The 22,626-nt window shown below is 39.2% G+C and carries 21 protein-coding genes; 20 read left to right on the top strand and 1 reads right to left on the bottom strand.

All coding sequences use genetic code 11. The features are described from left to right. Positions 1-8: 8 nt before the first annotated feature. The 6 genes from atpA (at position 9) to CQZ94_RS15290 (ending at position 6,779) form a co-directional block, all read left to right on the top strand. Positions 9-1,517 (top strand): F0F1 ATP synthase subunit alpha, encoded by a 1,509-nt coding sequence (atpA, locus tag CQZ94_RS15320; RefSeq protein ID WP_002113043.1) that lies wholly within the window; start codon positions 9-11, stop codon positions 1,515-1,517. 367 nt (positions 1,518-1,884) lie between these two features. After that, positions 1,885-2,745, top strand: coding sequence for a F0F1 ATP synthase subunit gamma (gene atpG / locus CQZ94_RS15310; protein ID WP_002089737.1), 861 nt, complete (start codon positions 1,885-1,887; stop codon positions 2,743-2,745). A 238-nt stretch (positions 2,746-2,983) separates the two neighbouring features. Then, positions 2,984-4,393: a F0F1 ATP synthase subunit beta gene (atpD, locus tag CQZ94_RS15305; RefSeq protein ID WP_002144743.1), complete on the top strand. Its 1,410-nt coding sequence runs from the start codon at positions 2,984-2,986 to the stop codon at positions 4,391-4,393. A gap of 20 nt (positions 4,394-4,413) precedes the next feature. Beyond that, complete coding sequence (gene atpC / locus CQZ94_RS15300; RefSeq protein WP_002016279.1) at positions 4,414-4,815, top strand: F0F1 ATP synthase subunit epsilon; 402 nt, start codon at positions 4,414-4,416, stop codon at positions 4,813-4,815. A 480-nt stretch (positions 4,816-5,295) separates the two neighbouring features. Further along, positions 5,296-6,081: a DUF975 family protein gene (locus CQZ94_RS15295; protein ID WP_105586057.1), complete on the top strand. Its 786-nt coding sequence runs from the start codon at positions 5,296-5,298 to the stop codon at positions 6,079-6,081. A 44-nt stretch (positions 6,082-6,125) separates the two neighbouring features. Beyond that, positions 6,126-6,779 (top strand): DUF975 family protein, encoded by a 654-nt coding sequence (locus CQZ94_RS15290; RefSeq protein ID WP_105586056.1) that lies wholly within the window; start codon positions 6,126-6,128, stop codon positions 6,777-6,779. A gap of 17 nt (positions 6,780-6,796) precedes the next feature. On the opposite strand, the gene CQZ94_RS15285 is transcribed toward CQZ94_RS15290, so the two are convergent. After that, on the bottom strand, positions 6,797-9,526 hold the full coding sequence (locus tag CQZ94_RS15285; RefSeq protein WP_105586055.1) for a putative bifunctional diguanylate cyclase/phosphodiesterase: 2,730 nt from the start codon (positions 9,524-9,526) through the stop codon (positions 6,797-6,799). Positions 9,527-9,832: 306 nt separating this feature from the next. Here CQZ94_RS15285 and nuoA point away from each other — a divergent pair, with 306 nt between their 5' ends. The 14 genes from nuoA to murA all read left to right on the top strand — a co-directional run bounded on the left by nuoA (position 9,833) and on the right by murA (position 22,593). Beyond that, a complete protein-coding gene (nuoA, locus tag CQZ94_RS15280; protein ID WP_000179270.1) occupies positions 9,833-10,201 on the top strand; it encodes an NADH-quinone oxidoreductase subunit NuoA in 369 nt (122 codons plus the stop codon). Next, on the top strand, positions 10,192-10,710 hold the full coding sequence (nuoB, locus tag CQZ94_RS15275) for an NADH-quinone oxidoreductase subunit NuoB (protein ID WP_002089729.1): 519 nt from the start codon (positions 10,192-10,194) through the stop codon (positions 10,708-10,710). The genes nuoA and nuoB overlap by 10 nt, the downstream gene beginning before the upstream one ends. Beyond that, positions 10,707-11,750: an NADH-quinone oxidoreductase subunit C gene (locus CQZ94_RS15270; RefSeq protein ID WP_105586054.1), complete on the top strand. Its 1,044-nt coding sequence runs from the start codon at positions 10,707-10,709 to the stop codon at positions 11,748-11,750. Before nuoB ends, CQZ94_RS15270 begins: the two co-directional genes overlap by 4 nt. Positions 11,751-11,753: 3 nt before the next feature. Beyond that, positions 11,754-12,854, top strand: a complete 1,101-nt coding sequence (gene nuoD / locus CQZ94_RS15265) for an NADH-quinone oxidoreductase subunit NuoD (RefSeq protein WP_105586053.1) — start codon at positions 11,754-11,756, stop codon at positions 12,852-12,854. Next, positions 12,854-13,855: an NADH-quinone oxidoreductase subunit NuoH gene (gene nuoH / locus CQZ94_RS15260; RefSeq protein ID WP_002144750.1), complete on the top strand. Its 1,002-nt coding sequence runs from the start codon at positions 12,854-12,856 to the stop codon at positions 13,853-13,855. Before nuoD ends, nuoH begins: the two co-directional genes overlap by 1 nt. A gap of 25 nt (positions 13,856-13,880) precedes the next feature. Beyond that, positions 13,881-14,300: an NADH-quinone oxidoreductase subunit NuoI gene (gene nuoI, locus CQZ94_RS15255; RefSeq protein WP_000677191.1), complete on the top strand. Its 420-nt coding sequence runs from the start codon at positions 13,881-13,883 to the stop codon at positions 14,298-14,300. Continuing rightward, positions 14,297-14,821 carry an NADH-quinone oxidoreductase subunit J gene (locus CQZ94_RS15250; protein WP_001012819.1) on the top strand — a complete coding sequence of 175 codons (525 nt, stop codon included), beginning with the start codon at positions 14,297-14,299 and terminating at the stop codon, positions 14,819-14,821. Before nuoI ends, CQZ94_RS15250 begins: the two co-directional genes overlap by 4 nt. After that, positions 14,814-15,128: an NADH-quinone oxidoreductase subunit NuoK gene (gene nuoK, locus CQZ94_RS15245; protein WP_000100081.1), complete on the top strand. Its 315-nt coding sequence runs from the start codon at positions 14,814-14,816 to the stop codon at positions 15,126-15,128. Before CQZ94_RS15250 ends, nuoK begins: the two co-directional genes overlap by 8 nt. A 29-nt stretch (positions 15,129-15,157) precedes the next feature. Then, positions 15,158-17,020, top strand: a complete 1,863-nt coding sequence (nuoL, locus tag CQZ94_RS15240) for an NADH-quinone oxidoreductase subunit L (protein ID WP_105586052.1) — start codon at positions 15,158-15,160, stop codon at positions 17,018-17,020. Next, positions 17,017-18,519 (top strand): NADH-quinone oxidoreductase subunit M, encoded by a 1,503-nt coding sequence (locus CQZ94_RS15235; RefSeq protein WP_105586051.1) that lies wholly within the window; start codon positions 17,017-17,019, stop codon positions 18,517-18,519. The genes nuoL and CQZ94_RS15235 overlap by 4 nt, the downstream gene beginning before the upstream one ends. A gap of 7 nt (positions 18,520-18,526) precedes the next feature. Next, a complete protein-coding gene (gene nuoN, locus CQZ94_RS15230) occupies positions 18,527-20,041 on the top strand; it encodes an NADH-quinone oxidoreductase subunit NuoN (RefSeq protein ID WP_374954546.1) in 1,515 nt (504 codons plus the stop codon). A 215-nt stretch (positions 20,042-20,256) separates the two neighbouring features. Beyond that, entirely contained in the window at positions 20,257-20,493 is a 237-nt protein-coding gene (locus tag CQZ94_RS15225; RefSeq protein WP_002113021.1) for a DUF1146 family protein, read from the top strand. Between the two features lie 51 nt (positions 20,494-20,544). Beyond that, positions 20,545-21,249 carry a YwmB family TATA-box binding protein gene (locus CQZ94_RS15220; RefSeq protein ID WP_181149507.1) on the top strand — a complete coding sequence of 235 codons (705 nt, stop codon included), beginning with the start codon at positions 20,545-20,547 and terminating at the stop codon, positions 21,247-21,249. Between the two features lie 39 nt (positions 21,250-21,288). Further along, positions 21,289-22,593: a UDP-N-acetylglucosamine 1-carboxyvinyltransferase gene (gene murA, locus CQZ94_RS15215; protein WP_002068497.1), complete on the top strand. Its 1,305-nt coding sequence runs from the start codon at positions 21,289-21,291 to the stop codon at positions 22,591-22,593. The last annotated feature ends 33 nt before the right edge of the window (positions 22,594-22,626 follow it).

Here is a 22,626-nt window from a genome sequence, read left to right as displayed (position 1 = left end):
TGAAGCACATGAGCATCAGAGCTGAAGAAATTAGCGCACTGATAAAGCAACAAATCGAGAACTATCAGTCTGAAATCGAAGTAAGTGATGTTGGTACAGTTATCCAAGTTGGTGACGGTATCGCGCGTGCTCATGGTCTTGATAACGTTATGGCTGGTGAACTTGTAGAGTTCTCTAACGGCGTTATGGGACTAGCACAAAACTTAGAGGAAAACAACGTAGGTATCATTATTTTAGGACCTTACACAGAAATCCGTGAAGGTGACGAAGTTCGTCGTACTGGTCGCATCATGCAAGTACCAGTAGGAAAAGAACTAATCGGTCGTGTTGTAAACCCATTAGGTCAACCAGTTGATGGTTTAGGCCCAATCAATACAACAAACACTCGTCCAATTGAAAGTCCAGCACCAGGTGTAATGGATCGTAAATCTGTTCATGAGCCACTTCAAACAGGTATTAAAGCGATCGATGCTCTTGTACCAATTGGCCGTGGTCAACGTGAGTTAATCATCGGTGACCGCCAAACAGGTAAAACAGCAGTTGCACTTGATACAATCATTAACCAAAAAGATGAAGATATGGTTTGTATCTATGTAGCTATCGGACAAAAAGAATCAACAGTACGTAACGTAGTAGAAACACTACGTAAGCACGGTGCATTAGATTACACAATCGTTGTAACTGCATCAGCTTCTCAACCAGCTCCATTATTATACTTAGCTGCTTATGCTGGTGTAACAATGGGTGAAGAGTTCATGTACAATGGTAAACACGTATTAGTAGTATATGATGACTTATCAAAACAAGCAGCGGCTTACCGTGAGCTTTCATTACTATTACGTCGTCCTCCAGGTCGTGAAGCATATCCAGGGGATGTATTCTACTTACATTCTCGCTTATTAGAGCGTGCAGCAAAATTAAGTGATGCAAGAGGCGGCGGTTCTTTAACTGCACTACCTTTCATCGAAACACAAGCAGGGGACGTATCAGCTTACATCCCAACAAACGTAATTTCTATTACGGATGGACAAATCTTCTTACAATCTGACCTATTCTTCTCTGGCGTACGTCCAGCGATCGATGCGGGTACTTCTGTATCTCGTGTAGGTGGATCTGCTCAGATTAAAGCGATGAGTAAAGTATCAGGTACACTTCGTCTTGACCTTGCATCTTACCGTGAGTTAGAAGCGTTCGCTCAGTTCGGTTCTGACCTTGATAAAGCAACACAAGCGAAATTAAACCGTGGTGCTCGTACAGTTGAGGTATTAAAACAAGGATTACACAAACCGTTACGTGTAGAGAAACAAGTTATCATTCTTTACGCTTTAACACGTGGATTCCTAGATGATATCCCAGTAGTAGATATCACTCGTTTCGAAGAAGAATTCCATGCTTGGTTAGATTCAAATGCAGCTGACTTATTAAGCGAAATTCGCACAACTAAGAAACTTGCGGATGACGACAAATTTGCAGCAGCAATCAATGGATTTAAAAAAGTATTTGTAGCTTCTGAATAATAATGAAAAGTGAAGTCGACTGTTCAGCCCCATCGGCTAAGGCTCTTTCCCACAAAAGGTGCTTTCTACCTTTTGGTGGGGAAGGTTCTTAGACGAAAGGGGCTAGGAGACGGAACTAGATAAATAAAAGCGGAAGCGGCTCGTTCTGAATGTGAGGAAGAAGTGAAGCCACCGAGCATTCAAGCCGCTGGAGCTAGATAATATAAAGGCATCTCAAACTTTGAGATTGCTGACGGTTATGTAAAGGAAAAGAGTAGGTGCACCTATTCTTTTCCTTCAATCATGAGCAAGAATATCTTGCAACGTAGATTAGGAAGAGGATTCTTACTAATCGTGCCAACTTCCGGAAAAAAGGTGGTGAAAACCTGTGGCATCTTTACGCGATATAAAAGCGAAGATTAACTCGACAAAGAAAACGAGTCAAATTACGAAAGCGATGGAGATGGTATCTGCATCTAAGTTAAACCGTGCAGAGCAAAATGCTAAATCTTTCGTTCCGTATATGGAAAAGATTCAAGAAGTAGTAGCGAGCATTGCGCAAGGAAGTAAAGGGATTAATCATCCAATGCTAAATGCGCGTCCTGTAAAGCGTACAGGGTACATCGTTATTACATCTGATCGCGGACTAGCAGGTGGTTATAACAGTAACGTATTACGTACAGTAAGTAACGTAATTCGTGAACGTCATAATATGGATTCAAACCAATATTCAATTATTGTGCTTGGACGACTAGGACGTGATTATTTAAAACGTCGCGGCTTTAACATCATTGATGAAGTAGTTGGATTATCTGACCACCCATCATTTACTGATATTAAAGATATTGCTTCTCGAGCAATTGCGATGTTCGCAGATGGTGCTTATGATGAGCTGTATATTTACTACAATCATTATGTAAGTAAAATTTCACAAGAAGTAACGGAAAATAAAATTTTACCGCTTACGGATGTGGAGTCTGACAAACCGACGACAGCTTATGAATTCGAACCTTCTGAAGAAGAAATTCTAAAAGTATTATTGCCACAATACGCAGAAAGCTTAGTGTACGGTGCATTACTAGACGGTAAAGCAAGTGAGCACGCGGCGCGTATGACAGCAATGAAGAGTGCTACAGACAACGCAATGGAAGTTATCGATTCACTTACACTTTCATTCAACCGTGCGCGTCAGGCAGCGATTACGCAAGAAATTACGGAAATCGTTGGTGGAGTAGCAGCGTTAGAATAGTATTAAAAAGCGTAGGTGGCTTGCTCAGAAGGGGAGGGCATTGGAACTCCTGACAAAGAGGCGTTCTTTGCCTCGTAGGAAGGGGTGAAATGACCGACCCTTCTAGCCACCGGAGCTAGATTCAATAAAAAGCGTAAGCGGTTCTTTCAGGAGAACCGCGAAAGCTAAACTAATAAAAATTAAAAGCCGACTTCTCTTAGAAAGCTGGCTAATTAAAAGAAAGCTAGGAGGGAACCCGATGAATAAAGGGCGCGTTACGCAAATCATGGGTCCGGTTGTAGACGTTAAGTTTGATGGCGGAAAGCTACCAGAAATCTACAACGCCCTTACGGTAAAACAAAGCAACGAAAACGGAGCAAGCATTAACTTAACATTTGAAGTTGCACTTCATTTAGGTGATGACACAGTTCGTACAGTTGCAATGTCTTCCACAGATGGACTTGTTCGTGGCACAGAAGTAGAAGATACTGGTAAAGCAATCTCTGTACCAGTTGGTGATGCAACACTTGGTCGTGTATTTAACGTATTAGGTGATGCAATTGACTTAGATGGTGAAGTTCCTGCGGATGTACGTCGTGATCCAATTCACCGTCAAGCGCCTGCATTCGAAGAATTATCTACTAAAGTAGAAATTCTTGAAACTGGTATTAAAGTAGTAGACTTACTTGCTCCTTACATTAAGGGTGGTAAGATCGGTCTATTCGGTGGTGCCGGTGTAGGTAAAACAGTATTAATTCAGGAATTAATTAACAACATCGCACAAGAGCACGGTGGTATCTCTGTATTCGCTGGTGTAGGTGAGCGTACTCGTGAAGGTAACGACTTATACCACGAAATGAGCGATTCTGGCGTAATTAAGAAAACTGCGATGGTATTCGGACAAATGAATGAGCCACCTGGAGCACGTCAACGTGTTGCATTAACAGGCTTAACAATGGCTGAACACTTCCGTGATGAGCAAGGACAAGACGTACTATTGTTCATCGATAACATCTTCCGTTTCACGCAAGCAGGTTCTGAAGTATCTGCCCTTCTTGGTCGTATGCCATCTGCGGTAGGTTACCAACCAACACTTGCAACAGAAATGGGTCAATTACAAGAGCGTATTACATCTACAAATAAAGGATCTATCACGTCTATCCAAGCGGTATACGTACCAGCCGATGACTATACGGATCCAGCACCAGCTACAACGTTCGCTCACTTAGATGCAACAACAAACTTAGAGCGTCGTTTAACACAAATGGGTATTTACCCAGCCGTAGATCCATTAGCATCTACATCTCGTGCGCTTTCTCCAGAAATCGTAGGAGAAGAGCATTATGGAGTAGCTCGTCAAGTACAGCAAACTTTACAGCGTTATAAAGAGCTTCAAGATATCATCGCTATCTTAGGTATGGATGAGTTATCTGAAGAAGATAAGTTAGTTGTACATCGTGCTCGTCGTATTCAATTCTTCTTATCACAAAACTTCCACGTAGCTGAACAGTTTACAGGTCAAAAAGGTTCTTACGTACCTGTAAAAAATACAGTTAGTGGTTTCAAAGAAATTCTAGAAGGAAAATATGATGACCTTCCAGAAGATGCGTTCCGTCTTGTTGGTAGCATTGAAGAAGTTATTGAAAACGCGAAGAAAATGATGGCGTAAGGCCTTGGGAGGGACGAATTATGAAGACATTTCCAGTCAGTATTGTAACTCCTGATGGACCGGTTTACGAAAAAGAAGTAGAAATGGTGAGTGTAAAAGCAGAGAGTGGGGAAATGGGGATCTTACCAGGTCACATTCCAACTGTTGCACCGCTAAAAATTAGTGCAGTTCGTCTGAAAAATGGTGGGCACACTGATTATGTAGCAGTAAGCGGTGGCTTTATCGAAGTTCGTCCAGATAAAGTAACTGTATTATCATCATCTGCTGAAGAAGCAAACCATATCGATATCCATCGTGCAAATGAATCGAAACGTCGCGCTGAGCAACGTATGCAAGATAAACAAGCACATGTTGACTTTAGACGTGCAGAAATGGCATTACAGCGTGCTGTGAACCGTTTAAACGTTTCTGATATGAAATAAAAAAATCCGTAAGGGCTCTTGCCTTTACGGATTTTTTGTTATGGATATAAATTAAAAGGGGAAAAAAACGCCTCTTTTTAGCTAGGAGAGAGCATCTAGCCATGCATAGAAGCGGTCAGAGCCTTTTTCTGCCCCATGCCAAGTGAAAATCAAGAAATAAAAAGAACTGCAGGTTATCTTTTTGTTATATATAGCTATAAATTTAGATGGGGAAAAAAACGCCTCTTTTTAACTAGGAGAGAGCATCTAGCCGTGCATAGAAGCGACCAGAGCTTTTTTCTGTCCCATGTTAAGTGAAAATCAAGAAATAAAAAGAACTGCAAGTTAGTTTTTGTTATGCATAGCTGTGTTTTATTTAAATGTCGAAACTGAAACTCAATTTAGTAGATAGAATAAACTAACAAAATTGGTATAATTATATTGTTGTTTGTATAAGTAGAGAATATATAACAATTTATATTTCATAAAGGAGCTGAATAAATGATCGGTGAAATGAAACGAGAAGCATTGTACTCTTTAAAGGGAAAATGGGGACTAGGTGTTGGATCAACGATTTTACATATTATTTTAAGTTATGTTGTTTCAATGGCTGCAATGCTTATACTTTTAATTCCAGGAATTATTATATTTTTCTTATTTGCTGGTTTAACAGGATCACTTGAAGAGGAAACAATATCAGTCGGAGCAGGTATTATATTTGGAATTTTTTATTGCATAATGATCATTTTGAGTAATGCATCTTATGGTATTACATCATACGGTTATACGAATGTGTTGCTACAAATTAGTAAACGAGAAGATGCTAGAGTAGATTATTTATTTGAAGGATTTCGTGGCTTTAAAAGAATGATGAAAACAATGTGGGCTATGCTTGCGATTTTGTTATATACAGGTACGTGGATTCCGATGTTGTTACTAGGTGTATTCGCGTTTTTTGGTGAGGAAGGGAATGTATCGTTAACGATTGCTTTCTTTGTACTATTAGCTATTTCGATTGTTGTAATGATTGTGATGTATTTTTCTTATGCGATGACGTATTATGTTATGATTGAAAATCCAGATTATAGCGTTTCACAGGCGATGAAAGAAAGTAAGAATTTTATGAAGGGACATAAACTAGATTTATTTCTTTTATGGCTTAGCTTCATAGGATGGGCTATTTTAGCGATTCTTACTCTTGGAATAGGATTTCTTTGGCTTAGTCCATATGTAGGTACAACGACAGCACATTTTTATCGCTATATTGCAAAAGGTGAATTGCAGTAGGGACGTGCTATACTAATAGAATTGTTACGTATAGGAGGCTAATTATGATTAGTGATTTAAAAGGAGAAGCGCTAGATTCACTGGAAGGAAAATGGGGCTTAGCTGTTGGGACAACATTACTTATTTCGATTCTTACTTCAGCTTTTAGTTTTAGTATTCAGTTCATTCTCTCTCAAGTTTGGGAGTGGAAAGAAGTGAATAGCTCACTTTCAATAGATGTTATTACAATATTGCTGGTGGGGCCTTTAACGCTAGGGGGGTATTGTTTAGCACTACATATAATTCGTGAAAAAGAAGCGCGTATTGGGCATATATTTAGATGGTTTACAGAAGGAAGTAAGTTTATAAAGTCATTTTTATTATATATAGTAGTAAAGATTTATATTTTCTTATGGTGCTTACTATTTATTATTCCAGGCATTATTAAATCATTTTCTTATGCGATGACGTATTTTATTATAAATGATCATCCTGAGTATTCAATAAATCAAGCTATTACAGAAAGTCGTCGTATGATGGCTGGACATAAGATGGAGTATTTCATTTTATGTTTAAGTTTTATTGGTTGGTTTATATTAAGTTGTATTACATTAGGGATTGGATTTTTATGGTTGATTCCATATTTTTATACTACGTCAGCAGCTTTTTACGAAGAGATTGCAGAAGAATATTACGAAAAAAGAATTCCGACACTTTAAAAAACACCCAGTGTGAACTATTGGTTCATACTGGGTGTTTTTTGTAGAAATTTTATAAACTGTTTACTTGTTAGAGGTTTACTGAAATAGTAACCTTGCATGTATTTACAGTTGTTTTTTTGCAGAAACTTAAGCTGTTTTTCTGTTTCAATTCCTTCAGCAACGACAGAGAGATTTAATGTATTTGCAAGAGAAAGGATAGTGGAAACGATGGCTCTTTCTTCAGGTCGATGATCGGCTAGTTGTGTAAATTCTCTTGGCACTTTTAATGTATCGATAGGGAAAATTGATAAATAAGCAAGAGAAGAGTAGCCGGTACCGAAGTCATCAATGGACGTTTGAATACCATATTCTTTTAATTGCTTTAGTCTCGATAATATTTCTTTTTCATCAATCATCGCAATTCGTTCTGTTAGTTCAAGTGTTACATCTTTCGGATCAATCTTAACGTCCCTTAGTATTCGTGAAATATTTTCGATTAATTGATTTTGTTGAAATTCTTTCGCTGATAAATTGACACTCATTTTTAAGTTTGTGTATCCAAAACTTTGCCATATTTTTAGTTGAAGACAAGATTCTCTTAACACCCAATGTCCAAGTGGGATGACCTGCGGAGTCTCTTCCACAATTGGAATGAACTCACATGGTGAAATGTCACCTAGGAGCGGGTGTTTCCAACGTATTAATGCTTCAGCACCGATAATTTTATTTGTTGTCGTATCAATTTGTGGTTGATAGACGAGATAAAATTCGTTGTTTACTAAAGCGAGTGGCAAATCTTTTTCGATTCGAGCTTTTCGTTCCATTTTCTTATATAGTTCTTTCGTGTAAAGAGAGCTCCGATTTTTCCCTTTATTTTTTGCTTCGTACATGGCCATATCAGCATGCTGTAAAATAGATAACGGATCTTCGCCTGCTTCTGGGTATATTGCAATCCCGATACTTGGCGAGATTTGTAAATGTTGATTTTCAATTTCGAATGGCTCATTCATAGATAGTACAATCATATCAGCTATTTTTTGTACACCTCTATCTTCTTTATAATCTTCTATAAGAATTGTGAATTCATCCCCAGCTAACCGAGCAAGTTTCATATTTGACGTCGATATTCGTTCTAGTCTTTTTGCTACAGCAATTAAAAGAAGATCTCCTACTCGATGACCGAGAGTATCGTTAATAACTTTAAAACGGTCTAAATCAAGAAACATAACAGCAAAAGGTTTTTTCGATTTTTTTGCTCGTGCAATTGCTTTTTCTAACTGCTGATGAAATGAACGGCGATTTGCAAGTTCCGTTAAAGTATCGTGATATGCTAGGAAATTAATTTGCTCTTGTTGCTGCTTGCTTTCTGTAATATCTTTAATCATTAAATAGGCCCCAGAAATATGTTCCTTTAAAAAGATGGGGACAGCTGTAACATGCAAGTAGTAAATATCTCTATTTTTATGATATGCCCGTATTTCTAAAGAAATAGATTTCCCTTTTTTCACGTAATGAAAGGCATTAATGATTTCTTCCAAATCTGGTTCATACATAAGTGAATAGTATGGTTGGTTTAATAATTCATTCGTTTGATAGCCGAGTAAAGTAGTTCCAGCGTTGTTCACATTGAGAAAATTACCGTACAAATCTAATGTAAAAATTGGATCTGGATGATGCTCGTATAAAGATTTAAACATTTGTTGGTTATGATATAACTCATTTTTTTGTTCTACTAAATCTTCTGTACGTAGTTCGATTTGTTTCTCGAGTTCTAAGCTGAATTGCATTTGTGCTAGCAATAATATTTTATTTTGTCTTCGAACTAACATATGGCGTATGAGAACGAAGGCGAAAGTTACCATAAGTCCAATTACTACGATAGGTGCAAAAACATTTTCGACCAATATAAAAACAATAAGCATCACGACAGAAATATACGGTAATGATAATCGGATTGATTCACCAAATTGAGGCGTTAGTAGTACTTGTTCTTGTTTTTCAGGCTCTTTTGTATGAAGTATACAGGCGATTGCTACCAATAATAAGGTTACTTGATAGAATGGAGCAACTGTGAACATAGAGTGCTCAGGCTGGAAGTATTTTATATAAGCATAAATAGCATCCGTAGTAGCATACAAAATTAAAGCACTGCCAAGAAGAGCGCCAACTTGTTTTGGTAGTAGGAATAATGGTCTGAATAAAAGATTGATTCCTATTAAAAGAAAGAGTAAATCAGCCATTGGATACGTGAGTTGAACAAACATGTCGATATATGATGTTGTAAAAATATGAATGGTTCTTTCAATAAGCAAATAGTAACTTAAAGTAAATTGAGCCGTAACAATAATACAAATATCGCATATCGTAAAAAGCTGTTCCAATAAGTCTCGGCCATAAATAATTTCATATAGAAAGGCAAATGCAAAGCTAATTAAAAATAATAAGTAAAAAAAGTCTGATGGATCAACGAATGTATAGTAGTCATGCAGAATTAAGCGTTGATAAGCAACTACTATATCGCCAATGAAATAAGAGAAGGATCCGATAGTTAATGTTATCCAAAATAAACGAGATAACCCTTGTTTTATATTTGAAAAATAAAATATATAACTGCAAATTGTAATATCAATTAATATGGTACTTATTCCAGTTAATATTTGAAATGGGAGTGCGTACTCATATAAAAAGGGCATTGATACGTAATGAATAGCTATATACAACAATGAAATGCTTATAAGAATACTTATATGTGTTTGTTTTTTCATTTATATCACCCACTGTATATACATAAGAACCACCTTTTTATAGTTTATGATTTTTAGGATTGCTTGAAAAACATATAGAATTTCTATATTTATTTTACACATTTATAATGAGTTGTAAAAATAGATTTGTTCAGCAAGTATTAATTGTTGTTTCTGTTCCCAATATATCGACATAGGAATTTGAAGTTTGCTATAATGAATAAAATAGTTGCATTATTTAGAAAAATTTAAAAATAATAAATGATGCAAGTAAGACATATTGTTTACTATGTGAACTTGTTCTTAATTCAGGGGGAGGGTTTCACAATGGCAAGTGTATATGAAAATAGTTATATGATTGTTTTGATTTTCTTGCTATTAGGTATATTGTTGCCGGTAGTGGCTCTTACATTAGGGAAAATGCTGCGTCCAAACAAACCAAGTGCAGCGAAAGCGACGACGTATGAGAGTGGAATTGAGCCTTTTCATGATGCAAATATTCGGTTTCATGCTCGTTATTATATTTTCGCTTTATTGTTCGTCATCTTTGATGTAGAAACTTTATTTTTATACCCATGGGCTGTTGCATATGACAAACTTGGTTTATTTGCACTGATTGAAATGCTCATTTTTGTTGTGATGTTGCTAGTTGGATTAGCGTATGCTTGGAAAAAGAAGGTGTTACAATGGTTATAAATTTTGAGGAATTACACCCACAGGAGCGAGCGGAATTAGAAAGAAATATCTTTTTTTCTACATTGGAACAGTTGAAGGGATGGGCGCGGAGCAACTCTTTATGGCCGATGACATTTGGACTGGCATGCTGTGCGATTGAAATGATGGGAGTAGGCTCATCACATTACGATTTAGATCGATTTGGGTCATTTTTTCGGACTTCACCAAGACAATCGGATGTCATGATTGTGTCAGGAACGGTAACGAAGAAAATGGCACCTATTGTTCGGCGCCTATATGATCAAATGCCTGAACCGAAGTGGGTAATTGCGATGGGATCTTGTGCAACAGCCGGTGGCCCGTATGTGAATTCGTATGCTGTTGTGAAAGGTGTAGATCAAATTGTACCAGTTGATGTGTATATTCCTGGATGTCCTCCAAATCCTGCTGCTTTAATTTATGGAATTAATAAATTAAAAGAAAAAATTCGTTACGAGGCGAGGACCGGGAAGCAGGTGACGAATAAATGAGTGATCCAAATAAAGACTTAGAGAGTATGAAAAGAGAAGCAGCCCGTCACGCGAAAGAGGAAGCGCGAAAACGTCTTGCTGCGAAACATGAGGCAGAAATGTCTAAACTTGAAGGAGAACATCGAGAAAAAGAGAAAGCCCTACCAAAAGATAAGGGGATTAATGTAGAAGAAGCGAAGGCGAAAGCCGCAGCAGCTGCAAAAGCAAAAGCAGCGGCATTAGCGAAGCAGAAGAGAGAAGGAAGCGAAGGAGTAACGGACGAAGAAAAAGTTAAAGCGAAGGCGAAAGCCGCAGCAGCCGCACTAGCGAAGCAGAATCGAGAAGGAACAGAAGAAGTAACGGAAGAGGAAAAGGTCAAAGCGAAGGCGAAAGCCGCAGCAGCCGCAAAAGCAAAAGCAGCGGTATTAGCTAAGCAGAATCGAGAAGGAACAGAAGGAGTAACGGACGAGGAAAAAGTTAAAGCAAAGGCGAAGGCTGTAGCAGCTGCCAAAGCGGCAGCAGCGGTAAGGGCAAAGGGAGCTGTAAATAAGAAGGAAGATGAACCGCAGCAGGAAGAACCATCAGTTAACCAACCATATTTAAATCGCTATGTGGAGGTTGTTAAGGAGAAGATAGGAGAATATGCATTAGTAGATTCCTATATTAATAAGCTTTCAAAAGATGTTCCAACGCTTGTGGCGGAGCCTTCGAAATATTATGAAGTGATGGAATTGCTACGATTCCATGAGGGACTTGCTTTTGATTATATGTCAGAGCTACATGCGACAGATTTTGTGACACATATGGAAGTATACGTTCATTTGTTTTCATATGGAAAGAAACAGTCAGTAGCAGTGAAGGTAAAGCTGGATAGGGAAGCGCCGCAAGTAAAATCGGTGACGCCGCTTTGGAAAGGGGCAGATTGGCCGGAGCGTGAAGCGTATGATTTGCTCGGTATTGTATTTGAAGGTCATCCTAATTTATCTCGCATTTTAATGCCGGATGATTGGGTAGGGTATCCGCTTAGGAAAGATTACGAACCATATGATGTGGAGGTGTAGCTTGTGATTCGTACGGAAGAGATGCTCTTAAATGTAGGGCCGCAGCATCCGAGTACACATGGTGTGTTTCGGCTTGTAATTAAGATTGACGGGGAAATTATTAAAGAGGCTACACCGGTTATCGGATATTTGCATCGCGGAACAGAAAAGATCGCTGAGAGCTTGCAATATACGCAAATTATCCCGTACACAGATCGAATGGACTATTTATCAGCAATGACGAATAATTACGTTATTTGCCACGCTGTAGAGACGATGATGGATCTTGAGATTCCAGAGCGTGCTGAATATTTACGGGTGCTTGCGATGGAGCTTGGGAGAGTTGCGAGCCATCTCGTCTGGTGGGGAACGAACCTGCTTGATATAGGAGCGGTTAGTCCATTTCTATATGCCTTTCGTGAACGAGAGATGATTATAAATTTATTAAGTGAATTGTGCGGTGCAAGGCTTACTTTCAACTATATGAGAGTTGGCGGCGTGAAGTGGGATGCGCCAGACGGCTGGATTGAAAAGGTGAAAGAGTTTGTTCCGTATATGAGAGAGCAGTTGGAAGGGTATCACGACCTTGTTAGCGGAAATGAAATTTTCTTAAATCGTGTGAAAGGCGTTGGCGTATATAGCGCGGAAGAGGCGATCTCGTATTCTTTAAGCGGCGCAAATTTGCGGTGCACGGGAGTCCACTTTGATCTTCGCAAAGATGAGCCGTATTCTATTTATGATCGTTTTGACTTTGATATTCCTGTTGGGAGCACGGGAGATGCTTGGGACCGCTACGTTTGCCGGATGAAGGAAATTGAGGAGTCATTAAAAATTATTGAGCAAGCAGCCCAGCAGTTCCCAAACGATGGAGCCGTGCTGGCGAAAGTGCCGAAAATTATTAAAGCACCTAAGGGAGAAGCGTTCGTCCGTATAGAGTCACCGCGGGGAGAGATTGGCTGTTATATTGCTAGTGATGGAAAGAAAGAGCCGTACCGTTTGAAATTTCGCAGACCGTCTTTTTATAATTTGCAAATCTTACCGAAGTTATTGAAAAGTGAAAACATCGCCAATTTAATTACGATTTTAGGTGGGGTTGATATTGTACTTGGGGAGGTTGACGGCTAATGATTGAGACGCTCTTACAATCACCTTCAAGTTGGACGAATTTCTTCATTTTTTTCGGATTAGCGGTGCTTCTATTATTTGCAGTCCTTGGCTTCGTTACATACGGTATTTTGGCAGAACGGAAAGTGATGGGATTTATGCAAGGACGGATTGGACCAAACCAAGTTGGTGGCCGGTTCGGCTTACTCCAAACGGTAGCGGATGTTTTGAAACTATTATTAAAAGAAGATAGTATTCCGAAAGCTGCTGATAAACCGTTATTTATATTAGCACCTGTTATTGCATTTGCACCAGCATTTATGGTACTTGCGGTTATACCGTTTACCGATAAATTTCAGTTCGCGGATATTGGCGTAGGGTTACTGTATTACATTGCTGTTTCTGGGATTACAACGATCGGAGTTGTAACTGGGGGATGGGCATCAAATAATAAATATTCCCTTCTAGGAGGGATGCGTGCGGCGGCGCAAATGATTTCTTATGAGATTCCACTTGTAATGAGTGTAATTGGTGTCGTTTTACTAGCTGGTAGTCTTAACTTGAATGAAATTGTAGCGGCGCAGGAGAAGGTATGGTACATTTTCGCACAGCCAATCGGTTTCGTCATTTTCTTAATCGCGGCAGTTGCAGAATTAAATAGGACACCGTTTGATTTACCCGAAGCGGAGTCAGAACTTGTTTCAGGATACCATACGGAATACTCAGGGTTTCGCTGGGCGTTTTTCATGCTTTCAGAATATGTATATTTCTTCGGAATGGCATCCTTAATTACAGTACTCTTTTTAGGCGGATGGAATCCAGTTATGTTCCTTGGATTTATTCCAGGAGCCGTATGGTTTGCTTTGAAATTCAGCAGTGTGGTCTTTCTATTAATTTGGTTCCGCGTTACGTTCCCGCGTATAAGAGGTGACCAGTTAATGGAGTTCGGCTGGAAAGTATTATTGCCAATCGCACTTGCAAATATTTTCTTAACGGCATTGATTAAGGAGCTATTCTTCTAATCTATGAAGGGGGTGCCAGTAAGAGATGAAAGGACTATTTAAAGGGTTAAAATATACGCTTAGTAATTTGAGTAAGAAAAAGGTGACGTATGATTATCCGAATCAACCGTTGCCATTACCAGACCGCTTTCGAGGTATTCAAAAGTTTTATCCAGAGAAATGTATTGTTTGTAATCAGTGTTCCAACATTTGTCCGACAGATTGCATTCAATTAACAGGAAAAAAACATCCTGATCCTACGAAAAAAGGAAAAATTATCGACACGTATGATATTAATTTTGAAATTTGTATTCTTTGCGATTTATGTACAGAAGTTTGCCCGACAGAGGCGATTGTAATGACAAATAACTTTGAACTCGCAGAGTATTCACGTGATGATTTATTTAAAAATTTGCAGTGGCTTGACGAGAACGACGAGAACGTCAGGAAGGAGAATAAAGCATGAATGGCGAGTTTGTAGCTTTCTTTATATTATCCTTGTCTGCGATTATCGGCGGTGTTCTTATGCTGAATTTAACGAAAGTAATGCATATGATGCTGGCCCTTGTGCTTACATTCCTTAGCATTGCGGGTTTATACTTTCTCTTATCGGCCGAATTTATCGGAGTTGCACAAATTTTACTTTACTCTGGTGCGATCACTATTATTATGATTTTTGGCATTATGTTAACGAAACATAACGCGGAAAATGAATCGCGCCTTACTCTTCGAAAATGGATTATCTTCTTTGCGGTTGTAGCATTTGGAGCAGTTATGTATTTCGCTGTTAATAGTATCGATTTTTCAAATCAAAGCACACAAGGAAGTTTACCTCTCCATGAAAACAACACACTTCAAATCGGTACACTTCTCTATTCAAAATATATTATTCCATTTGAGTTAACCTCAGTTATTTTACTTGTAGCACTTGTAGGAGCGATTATCCTTGCGAAGAAGGATGAGGGAGAGGAGGATTCCCATGAGTAGCGTTCCAGCTTCTGCGTATTTAACACTTGCGATTATTTTGTTTTGCATCGGCTTATTTGGAGCTTTAACAAAGCGAAATACAGTAATTGTATTAGTTTGTATCGAATTAATGCTTAACGCGGCCAATTTAAATTTAGTAGCGTTTAGTAAATTAGGCTTGTTTCCGAATTTAACAGGACAAATTTTTTCGCTGTTTACGATGTCCGTAGCGGCAGCGGAGGCAGCGGTAGGTCTTGCAATTTTGATTGCTTTGTACCGTAATCGCCCGACAGTTCATGTAGATGAGATGGATACGCTCAAAGGATAGCATTGTGACCGAAAAGGGGGAAGGAAACAATGATCGATTATGCATGGCTCATACCGCTTTTCCCGCTTGTTTCGTTTTTGTTACTTATTGTGTTCGGGAAGAAAATTAGAGAGGGAAGTAGTGTACTAGGTATTTTCTTTACCTTTCTCTCCTTTATATCCGCGGTAGTGGTACTAATAGAACGGTTTTCATCCGAGGCAGTGAAGCATAAGTGGGTATGGCTTAGGACAGGAGATATAGATATATCATTTGGTTTTGAAGTTACCGCATTAGGAGCTTTAATGTTGTTTATCGTTACGCTTGTGAGTTTTCTTGTACATGTGTACTCAAAAGGCTATATGAAAGGTGATGAAAGATTACCGACCTTTTATGCATATTTAGGGCTCTTTACATTTGCGATGCTTGGGCTAGTTATATCGCCGAATTTATTACAGCTTTATATATTTTGGGAGTTAGTCGGCCTTGGTTCGTTTTTACTTATCGGCTTTTATTTCTTTAAAGAAGAAGCGAAGGCTGCTGCGAAAAAAGCTTTTATTATGACACGCATTGGGGATGTTGGGCTATTTATTGGGATGATTTTAATTTTTTGGCACGCAGGTAGTTTTGAATATGACGCGATTTTTAAAGCAATTCATACGGGCGACCTCTCTCCTTCTATGATTACAATAACGGCGATATTAATTTTTATCGGTGCGATGGGGAAATCGGGCCAGTTCCCGCTTCATACATGGTTGCCAGATGCAATGGAAGGACCGACGCCTGTTTCGGCGCTTATTCACGCGGCAACGATGGTTGCAGCTGGCGTATATTTAGTAGCGACGATGTTCCCGCTATTTTCAGCGAGTGCGGTAGCGATGCAAACTGTTGCAATCGTTGGGGCTTTTACTGCAATCTTCGCGGCCTCTATCGGTCTTGTACAAACTGATATAAAGAGGGTTCTTGCTTATTCTACAGTTAGTCAGCTCGGTTATATGATGCTTGCGCTAGGCTCTGCTGGTTATGTAGCTGGCGTCTTTCATTTAACGACACACGCCTTTTTTAAAGCACTATTGTTCTTGGCTGCAGGGAGTGTAATTCATGCAGTGCACACGCAAAACATTAATAAAATGGGCGGTTTACAGAAGAAGATGAAAGTAACCGCTGCGCTGTTTTTAATCGGTACACTTGCAATTAGCGGTGTTCCCCTCCTTTCCGGATTTTTTAGTAAAGATGAAATTTTAGCGGCGGCTTGGATGAATGGCAATTACTTTCTATTCGTTTTAGCGGTAATTGCGGCATTTCTAACAGCATTTTACATGTTCCGTCTATACTTTCTTGTCTTTACAGGGGAAACGAAGACGAAGGAAGATGTGCATGAATCGCCTCGCACCATGACGTATCCGATGATTGTCCTTGGTGTTCTTGCGGTAGTGGCAGGCTATATAAATACACCGTGGTTCGGAACGTTTCTTGGGGATTGGCTTACGAAAGATATAGGATTCCAGGTGAAGGAAGTGCATGGCCCTGTTTGGATTATGGTTGTTGCGACGCTCGTTTCATTTGCGGGAATTGCCCTCGCATATTTCATATATGGCAAGAAATCTATCTCTAGAGATTGGGCCGGCGGAGAAGGGACGCCTCTTTATAACCTTTTGAAAGAAAAATATTATGTGGATGAACTATACAATGTGACGGTGCTTCCTATTACGAAAGGAATCGCTCATGTGCTTCGCTTATTTGAAGTATACGTTGTAGAAGGAATCGCAGTTTTAATTGCAGGACTCGTTAAAGGTATGAGCGGCATCGGATCAAGGCTTCAAAACGGGAATGTACAAGTGTATGGAACTGTAACAGCAGTTTCGCTCGCAGTGCTCCTAATTATTTTGTTATATACGGGAGGGGATTTACGGTGAATGGATTGCTATTAACGTTCTTCATTTTTTCCCCACTTTTAGGAATTCTCTTGCTTTTATTAACGCCGAAACGAGAATCGCGTACAGTGCAGGCGCTTGGTTTATTCGGAACGGCGCTTCCATTTGGAATTGCTATCGTTCTCGCTTGTACATACGCTTCAGGAAAGAGTTTATCGATATTTGATGAAAAAGTGAAATGGATTAAATTTGGGGATTTCACAGCAGTGGACAAAAGGTGGTTTTCAATTTATTACGAGCTTGGTATTGATGGTTTATCGCTTGTAATGATGGTGCTCACAGCCCTTCTAGCGATGGTTGCAGCTATTGCGGCATTTTCTATTAAAAGAAATTTGAAAGCATTCTACATGCTGTTACTCATGTTAGAAATAGGGATGCTCGGTGTCTTCGCTGCTCAAAATTTAATGCTGTTCTTCATCTTCTTTGAAATTACGTTGCCACCAATGTTTTTATTAATTGGCAAGTGGGGGAAATTGTCGAGTGAAAAGGCTGCATATAGTTATTTAATATATAACGGTATTGGATCAGCTATTTTACTTATCGTTTTCTCGGTTTTATTTGCGAAAACAGGTACGACAAATATTGCGGAGCTTAAAGAAATATTAACGAGTGTAGGTGCTGGGGGAGGAATGGCCGTTTCAAGTAACTTACAGTTCGGCTTGTTTCTTTCCATAATGATTGCTTTCGCGATTAAACTCCCTGTTTTCCCTTTGCATCGCTGGATGGTCAATGTACACATAGAAGCGCATCCTGCTGTAGTTATGCTTCATGCGGGGGTTTTGCTGAAGATTGGTGCGTACGGTATTGTTCGCTTCGGGAAAGGGCTATTCCCAGAATATTTTCGTGAGTTTGCAACGCTAATCGCAATTTTAGGGGTAATTAATTTATTGTATGGGGCCTTTCTAGCACTCATCCAAACGGACTTTAGAAAGGTACTTGCTTACTCTAGTATTTCGCATATGGGCATTGTATTAATGGGGCTTGCGGCGTTAAATGCACCAGGTACACAAGGGGCGCTATTCCAAGTTGTGTCTCACGGTTTAATTGCAGCCTTGCTCTTCTTCTTACTTGGCATCATTGAAGAGCGTTTCGGGACGTCGGATATTACAGAACTTGGTGGACTCGCAAAAAGTGTTCCAGTGCTTAGCGGCTTCTTCTTGGCGGGAGGCATGGCATCGCTTGGAATGCCAGGGATGTCCGGATTTATTAGCGAATTTCTTGCCTTTCTCGGTTTATTCCAAGGGAAACCGGTTATCGCCGCCGCGGGTGTACTTGGAATTATTTTAACCGCTGTATACGTATTAAGAGCGATACTTCAAGTGACATTTGGTAAGAAAGAATGGGAAGCGAAATCTGATATACACGGATGGGAGTACGTCCCTGTTATAGTGCTTATCATTTGTATTATTGTAATTGGAGTAATGCCAGAACTACTAGGGGATTCGCTTCAAACTACATTGAAAACATTGGGGGTGAAGTAGGATGGATATGAACACATTACTTAGCTTATCATGGCATCTCATGGTACCAGAATTCATTATTCTCGGGGCTGCCATCCTTCTTTCCATATGTGATTTGTTTTTTAAGTTGAACCATAGGTACGTAGCGATTAGTGCAATTGCCGCTGTCTTGTTAGCGATAGTGTCATTAATTTCGCTATACAGCGAACCGGCAGGAGATATTTTAAATGGATCGTTTGTGCTAGATGGATTTTCAAAAGGGTTTAAAACGTTGTTGTTAGGCGGAGCAGCTCTCGTTTTATGTATGGCAATGAGCGATGACAAGAAGGAGCCTATTCAAGACAAAGGAGAATATTATTACTTGTTTTTAATGGCGCTCCTAGGAGCGATGTTCATGGCTTCTAGCGTTGATTTCATCACACTATTCGTCGGTTTAGAACTGCTCTCGCTTTCTTCGTATATTCTAGTAGGAATCCGAAAGAGAAACCGCGCATCAAATGAGGCAGCGATGAAATACGTCATTAACGGAGGAATTGGAACAGCAATTACGCTCTTTGGAATGAGCTACTTATATGGTATTACAGGGTCGACCAACATAGTGGAAATGCAAAAGGCATTTACGCAAGAGCTGGCTGGTGGCATTCAATTATTGTTAGCTCTTGCATTTCTACTACTGCTCGTTGGACTCTCGTTCAAAATTGCAACAGTGCCGTTTCATATGTGGGCACCAGATGTATATGAGGGAGCCGCTACACCTGTCGCTGCCTTTCTTGGAACAATTTCTAAAATTTCCGGTTTTTTACTCATTACGCGTTTGTTTCTTATGGTGTTTGCAGGTGTGGCAATCCAAGGAGACGCACAATCTTTATACGGGCGTATGAGCATATACATTGCGGTGCTAGCGAGTATTACGATGATTGTTGGGAACGTAGTAGCATTAAAGCAATACAACGTAAAACGTCTATTTGCCTATTCAGGTATCGCGCATGCTGGATATTTGCTAGTCCCCCTTGTAGCGCTATCGCAGTTTACGATGGATAGTATGTGGTTTTATATGCTTGCATATATGCTTATGAATATAGGAGCATTTGCAATCATCCACGGATTAATCTTACAAAATGATAAGGAAAATATGACGATTTTCACAGGGTTATATAAGCGGTCCCCCTTTACAGCTATAGTGATGACGGTCTTTATTTTATCATTAGCTGGAATACCCGGGACAGCAGGTTTCATCGGGAAAATTAACATCTTTTTAGGGGCACTTCATGTTGAACCTGCTCATTACGTATTAGCTTCTATTATGATGGGGACAACAGTTATTTCATTCGTATATTACTTCCGGATATTACAGCAAATATTTTTCCGCACGGGAGAGACAGAAGAAAAGCTTCGGTTACCGTTAAATATAAAGATTGTCATGAGTCTTTGCGCAATTTCAATTGTAATACTAGGGATTATGCCGATGATTGGTTACAATTTCTTCTATGAATATTTTCCATTAATGAAAGATTTCTTCTTCTTAGGGAACGTGGTACAATAGTAAAAATAAAGGGTGTAGAGTCCGTACTCTACGCTTTTTATTTTGGAGTAACAGCAAATGAAAACACCTATAGGTATATGTTTTTTAACAGAAAATTAAGATGTAAAATGTAAGATGCTTATTTGCGTGTGAAAAAGTGTGGCTCCTACTTATTTATGGTATCGTTTTTTACATTTTGCGTAAGTAGTAGCCAAGCAAAAAAAGGGGTCGATTTTTTGGCACATCTTTTAGGGCAACAAGCACTGATTGCCATTGTTTCACATTTATTATTTATTACCATTACGTGGTGGGCCTTACAAGGTATTCACATTGAGCGCTTAATGAAGTCTGGAAAAGTGATGCAGACGAGAGTATTACTCATCCTAATTACAATTACAATTGGGACATCTGTAAGTAACTTTTTCCTTGATTATTTAGGCTATTCAAAGAGTTTAACGTATTTAGTAAAGTAAGTGTATAGAACCTCATATCTCCGTTAACAATGGGGATAGGAGGGGATGAAATTGAAGTTTAAAGCCATTCTTATCGTTATCGTAAGTGTTGTTTTATTTTTGGTTGGATATAAAGAGATGAAACCTATAAGCGATGAACAGAAAATGGAGAGCATGATTGCAGCTTTAGAGAAGAACGATGCAAAAGTAGAGCGGTGGTCATGGTTAGCGCGAGAAACGAAAACAATTTCTAATATACATACGTTTCAAAAACTGTTAAATGATGTGAAGGAAGAGGCAAACATCGAAAGTTGGGAATTAGAACAATCTCCAGATGGATATAAGGCTACATCCTATAAAAAATCTTCTTCACATGAAGAACGAATAGTAGTAACTTGGAGTAAGGAAAATACTAAAGAAAACACTTTTATTATTTTTGAAGTGAGCGGGGCGAAATGGGACCCGAAGTACGTTCAGAACATAGATAAAATTTTTAGTGAAAAACCTATAATTTACACTTGTGTTCAAGGTGTACTGAATGATAAGATTGAAGGTGTTTTGCAAAATAAAACCAATCAGGTTTTGAAAGATCTTTCAGCAAGAGCGATCGAACAGATAGAAGAAAGAGCATTTGTATCAGTCTCCGCATATAATAAAAAGTGGAATGACGCTCTTTCAACAAATAGAGAGAAAATAAATGTGCAAATAGCAATACGTTCTACAAACAACAAAGATACAATTGTGGTTGGCACACCGATCATAACTTCTGAGTATTGAGTGAATAGATACTGAAAAAAGGACACGGAGGGGAATAATTTGGAAAAGATCATCGTCCGTGGCGGAAAGCGGTTAAGCGGCACAGTGCGTGTTGAGGGCGCAAAAAATGCTGTATTACCTATAATCGCTGCAGCCCTATTAGCGAGTGACGGAAAGAATGTACTATCTGAAGTACCAGTATTATCTGATGTATACACAATTAACGAGGTATTACGTCATTTAAATGCTGAAGTCGTATTTGAAAATAACCAAGTAACAATCGATTCTTCTAAAGAATTAAACATTGAAGCACCATTTGAGTATGTACGTAAGATGCGTGCATCTGTTCAAGTAATGGGACCATTATTAGCACGTAACGGTCGTGCTCGTATTGCACTTCCTGGTGGATGTGCAATTGGTTCACGTCCAATTGACCAACATTTAAAAGGCTTTGAAGCAATGGGAGCGAAAGTAAAAGTTGGTAACGGATTTGTTGAGGCACACGTAGAGGGCGAACTAAAAGGAGCTAAAATTTATTTAGACTTCCCAAGCGTAGGCGCGACAGAAAACATTATGTCTGCAGCTACATTAGCAAAAGGGACAACAGTCCTTGAAAACGCAGCGAAAGAGCCAGAAATCGTTGACTTAGCTAACTTCTTAAATGCAATGGGTGCGAAAGTACGCGGAGCTGGAACTGGAACGATTCGTATTGAAGGCGTTGAAAAATTATATGGTGCAAACCACCCTATTATTCCTGACCGTATTGAAGCAGGAACATTCATGGTTGCAGCGGCAATTACAGGTGGAGACATCTTAATTGAAAATGCTGTGCCTGAACATTTACGCTCAATTACAGCGAAAATGGAAGAAATGGGTGTTAAAATTATTGAGGAAAATGAAGGTGTACGTGTTATCGGCCCAGATAAGTTAAAAGCGGTTGATATTAAAACTATGCCTCATCCAGGTTTCCCAACAGACATGCAATCACAAATGATGGCATTATTACTACATGCTGATGGAACAAGTATGATTACAGAAACGGTATTCGAAAACCGCTTTATGCACGTTGAAGAATTCCGTCGTATGAATGCTGATATTAAAATCGAAGGTCGTTCTGTAATTATGAACGGTCCAAGTAGCCTGCAAGGTGCTGAAGTAGGCGCAACTGATTTACGTGCTGCAGCAGCATTAATCTTAGCTGGTTTAGTATCAGAAGGTTATACTCGTGTAACAGAGTTAAAACATCTTGACCGCGGTTATGTAGACTTCCATAAGAAATTAGCTGCATTAGGTGCAACTATTGAACGTGTAAACGAAAAAGTAGAAGAAGTGAAAGAACAAGAAGTTTCTGATCTTCACGCTTAATTGAAGTAGTCTCTATGTCTTTTGACATAGGGG

Source organism: Bacillus sp. MYb209 (assembly GCF_002975175.1).
In the GTDB taxonomy this organism is placed as follows: Bacteria; Bacillota; Bacilli; order Bacillales; family Bacillaceae_G; genus Bacillus_A.
The sequence above is the reverse complement of the archived record's forward strand: the minus strand, read 5'-3'. Positions and strand labels throughout refer to the sequence as shown.

Excerpts from the sequence above, each read along its gene's own strand:
- CQZ94_RS15270 (WP_105586054.1), top strand. The coding sequence starts at position 10,707 with ATGAGTGATCCAAATAAAGACTTAGAGAGTATGAAAAGAGAAGCAGCC.
- CQZ94_RS15250 (WP_001012819.1), top strand. The coding sequence starts at position 14,297 with ATGAATGGCGAGTTTGTAGCTTTCTTTATATTATCCTTGTCTGCGATT.
- CQZ94_RS15290 (WP_105586056.1), top strand. The coding sequence starts at position 6,126 with ATGATTAGTGATTTAAAAGGAGAAGCGCTAGATTCACTGGAAGGAAAA.
- nuoB (WP_002089729.1), top strand. The coding sequence starts at position 10,192 with ATGGTTATAAATTTTGAGGAATTACACCCACAGGAGCGAGCGGAATTA.
- CQZ94_RS15285 (WP_105586055.1), bottom strand. The coding sequence starts at position 9,526 with ATGAAAAAACAAACACATATAAGTATTCTTATAAGCATTTCATTGTTG.
- nuoK (WP_000100081.1), top strand. The coding sequence starts at position 14,814 with ATGAGTAGCGTTCCAGCTTCTGCGTATTTAACACTTGCGATTATTTTG.
- nuoA (WP_000179270.1), top strand. The coding sequence starts at position 9,833 with ATGGCAAGTGTATATGAAAATAGTTATATGATTGTTTTGATTTTCTTG.
- atpD (WP_002144743.1), top strand. The coding sequence starts at position 2,984 with ATGAATAAAGGGCGCGTTACGCAAATCATGGGTCCGGTTGTAGACGTT.
- nuoH (WP_002144750.1), top strand. The coding sequence starts at position 12,854 with ATGATTGAGACGCTCTTACAATCACCTTCAAGTTGGACGAATTTCTTC.
- nuoN (WP_374954546.1), top strand. The coding sequence starts at position 18,527 with ATGAACACATTACTTAGCTTATCATGGCATCTCATGGTACCAGAATTC.
- CQZ94_RS15295 (WP_105586057.1), top strand. The coding sequence starts at position 5,296 with ATGATCGGTGAAATGAAACGAGAAGCATTGTACTCTTTAAAGGGAAAA.
- atpC (WP_002016279.1), top strand. The coding sequence starts at position 4,414 with ATGAAGACATTTCCAGTCAGTATTGTAACTCCTGATGGACCGGTTTAC.
- nuoL (WP_105586052.1), top strand. The coding sequence starts at position 15,158 with ATGATCGATTATGCATGGCTCATACCGCTTTTCCCGCTTGTTTCGTTT.
- atpA (WP_002113043.1), top strand. The coding sequence starts at position 9 with ATGAGCATCAGAGCTGAAGAAATTAGCGCACTGATAAAGCAACAAATC.
- nuoI (WP_000677191.1), top strand. The coding sequence starts at position 13,881 with ATGAAAGGACTATTTAAAGGGTTAAAATATACGCTTAGTAATTTGAGT.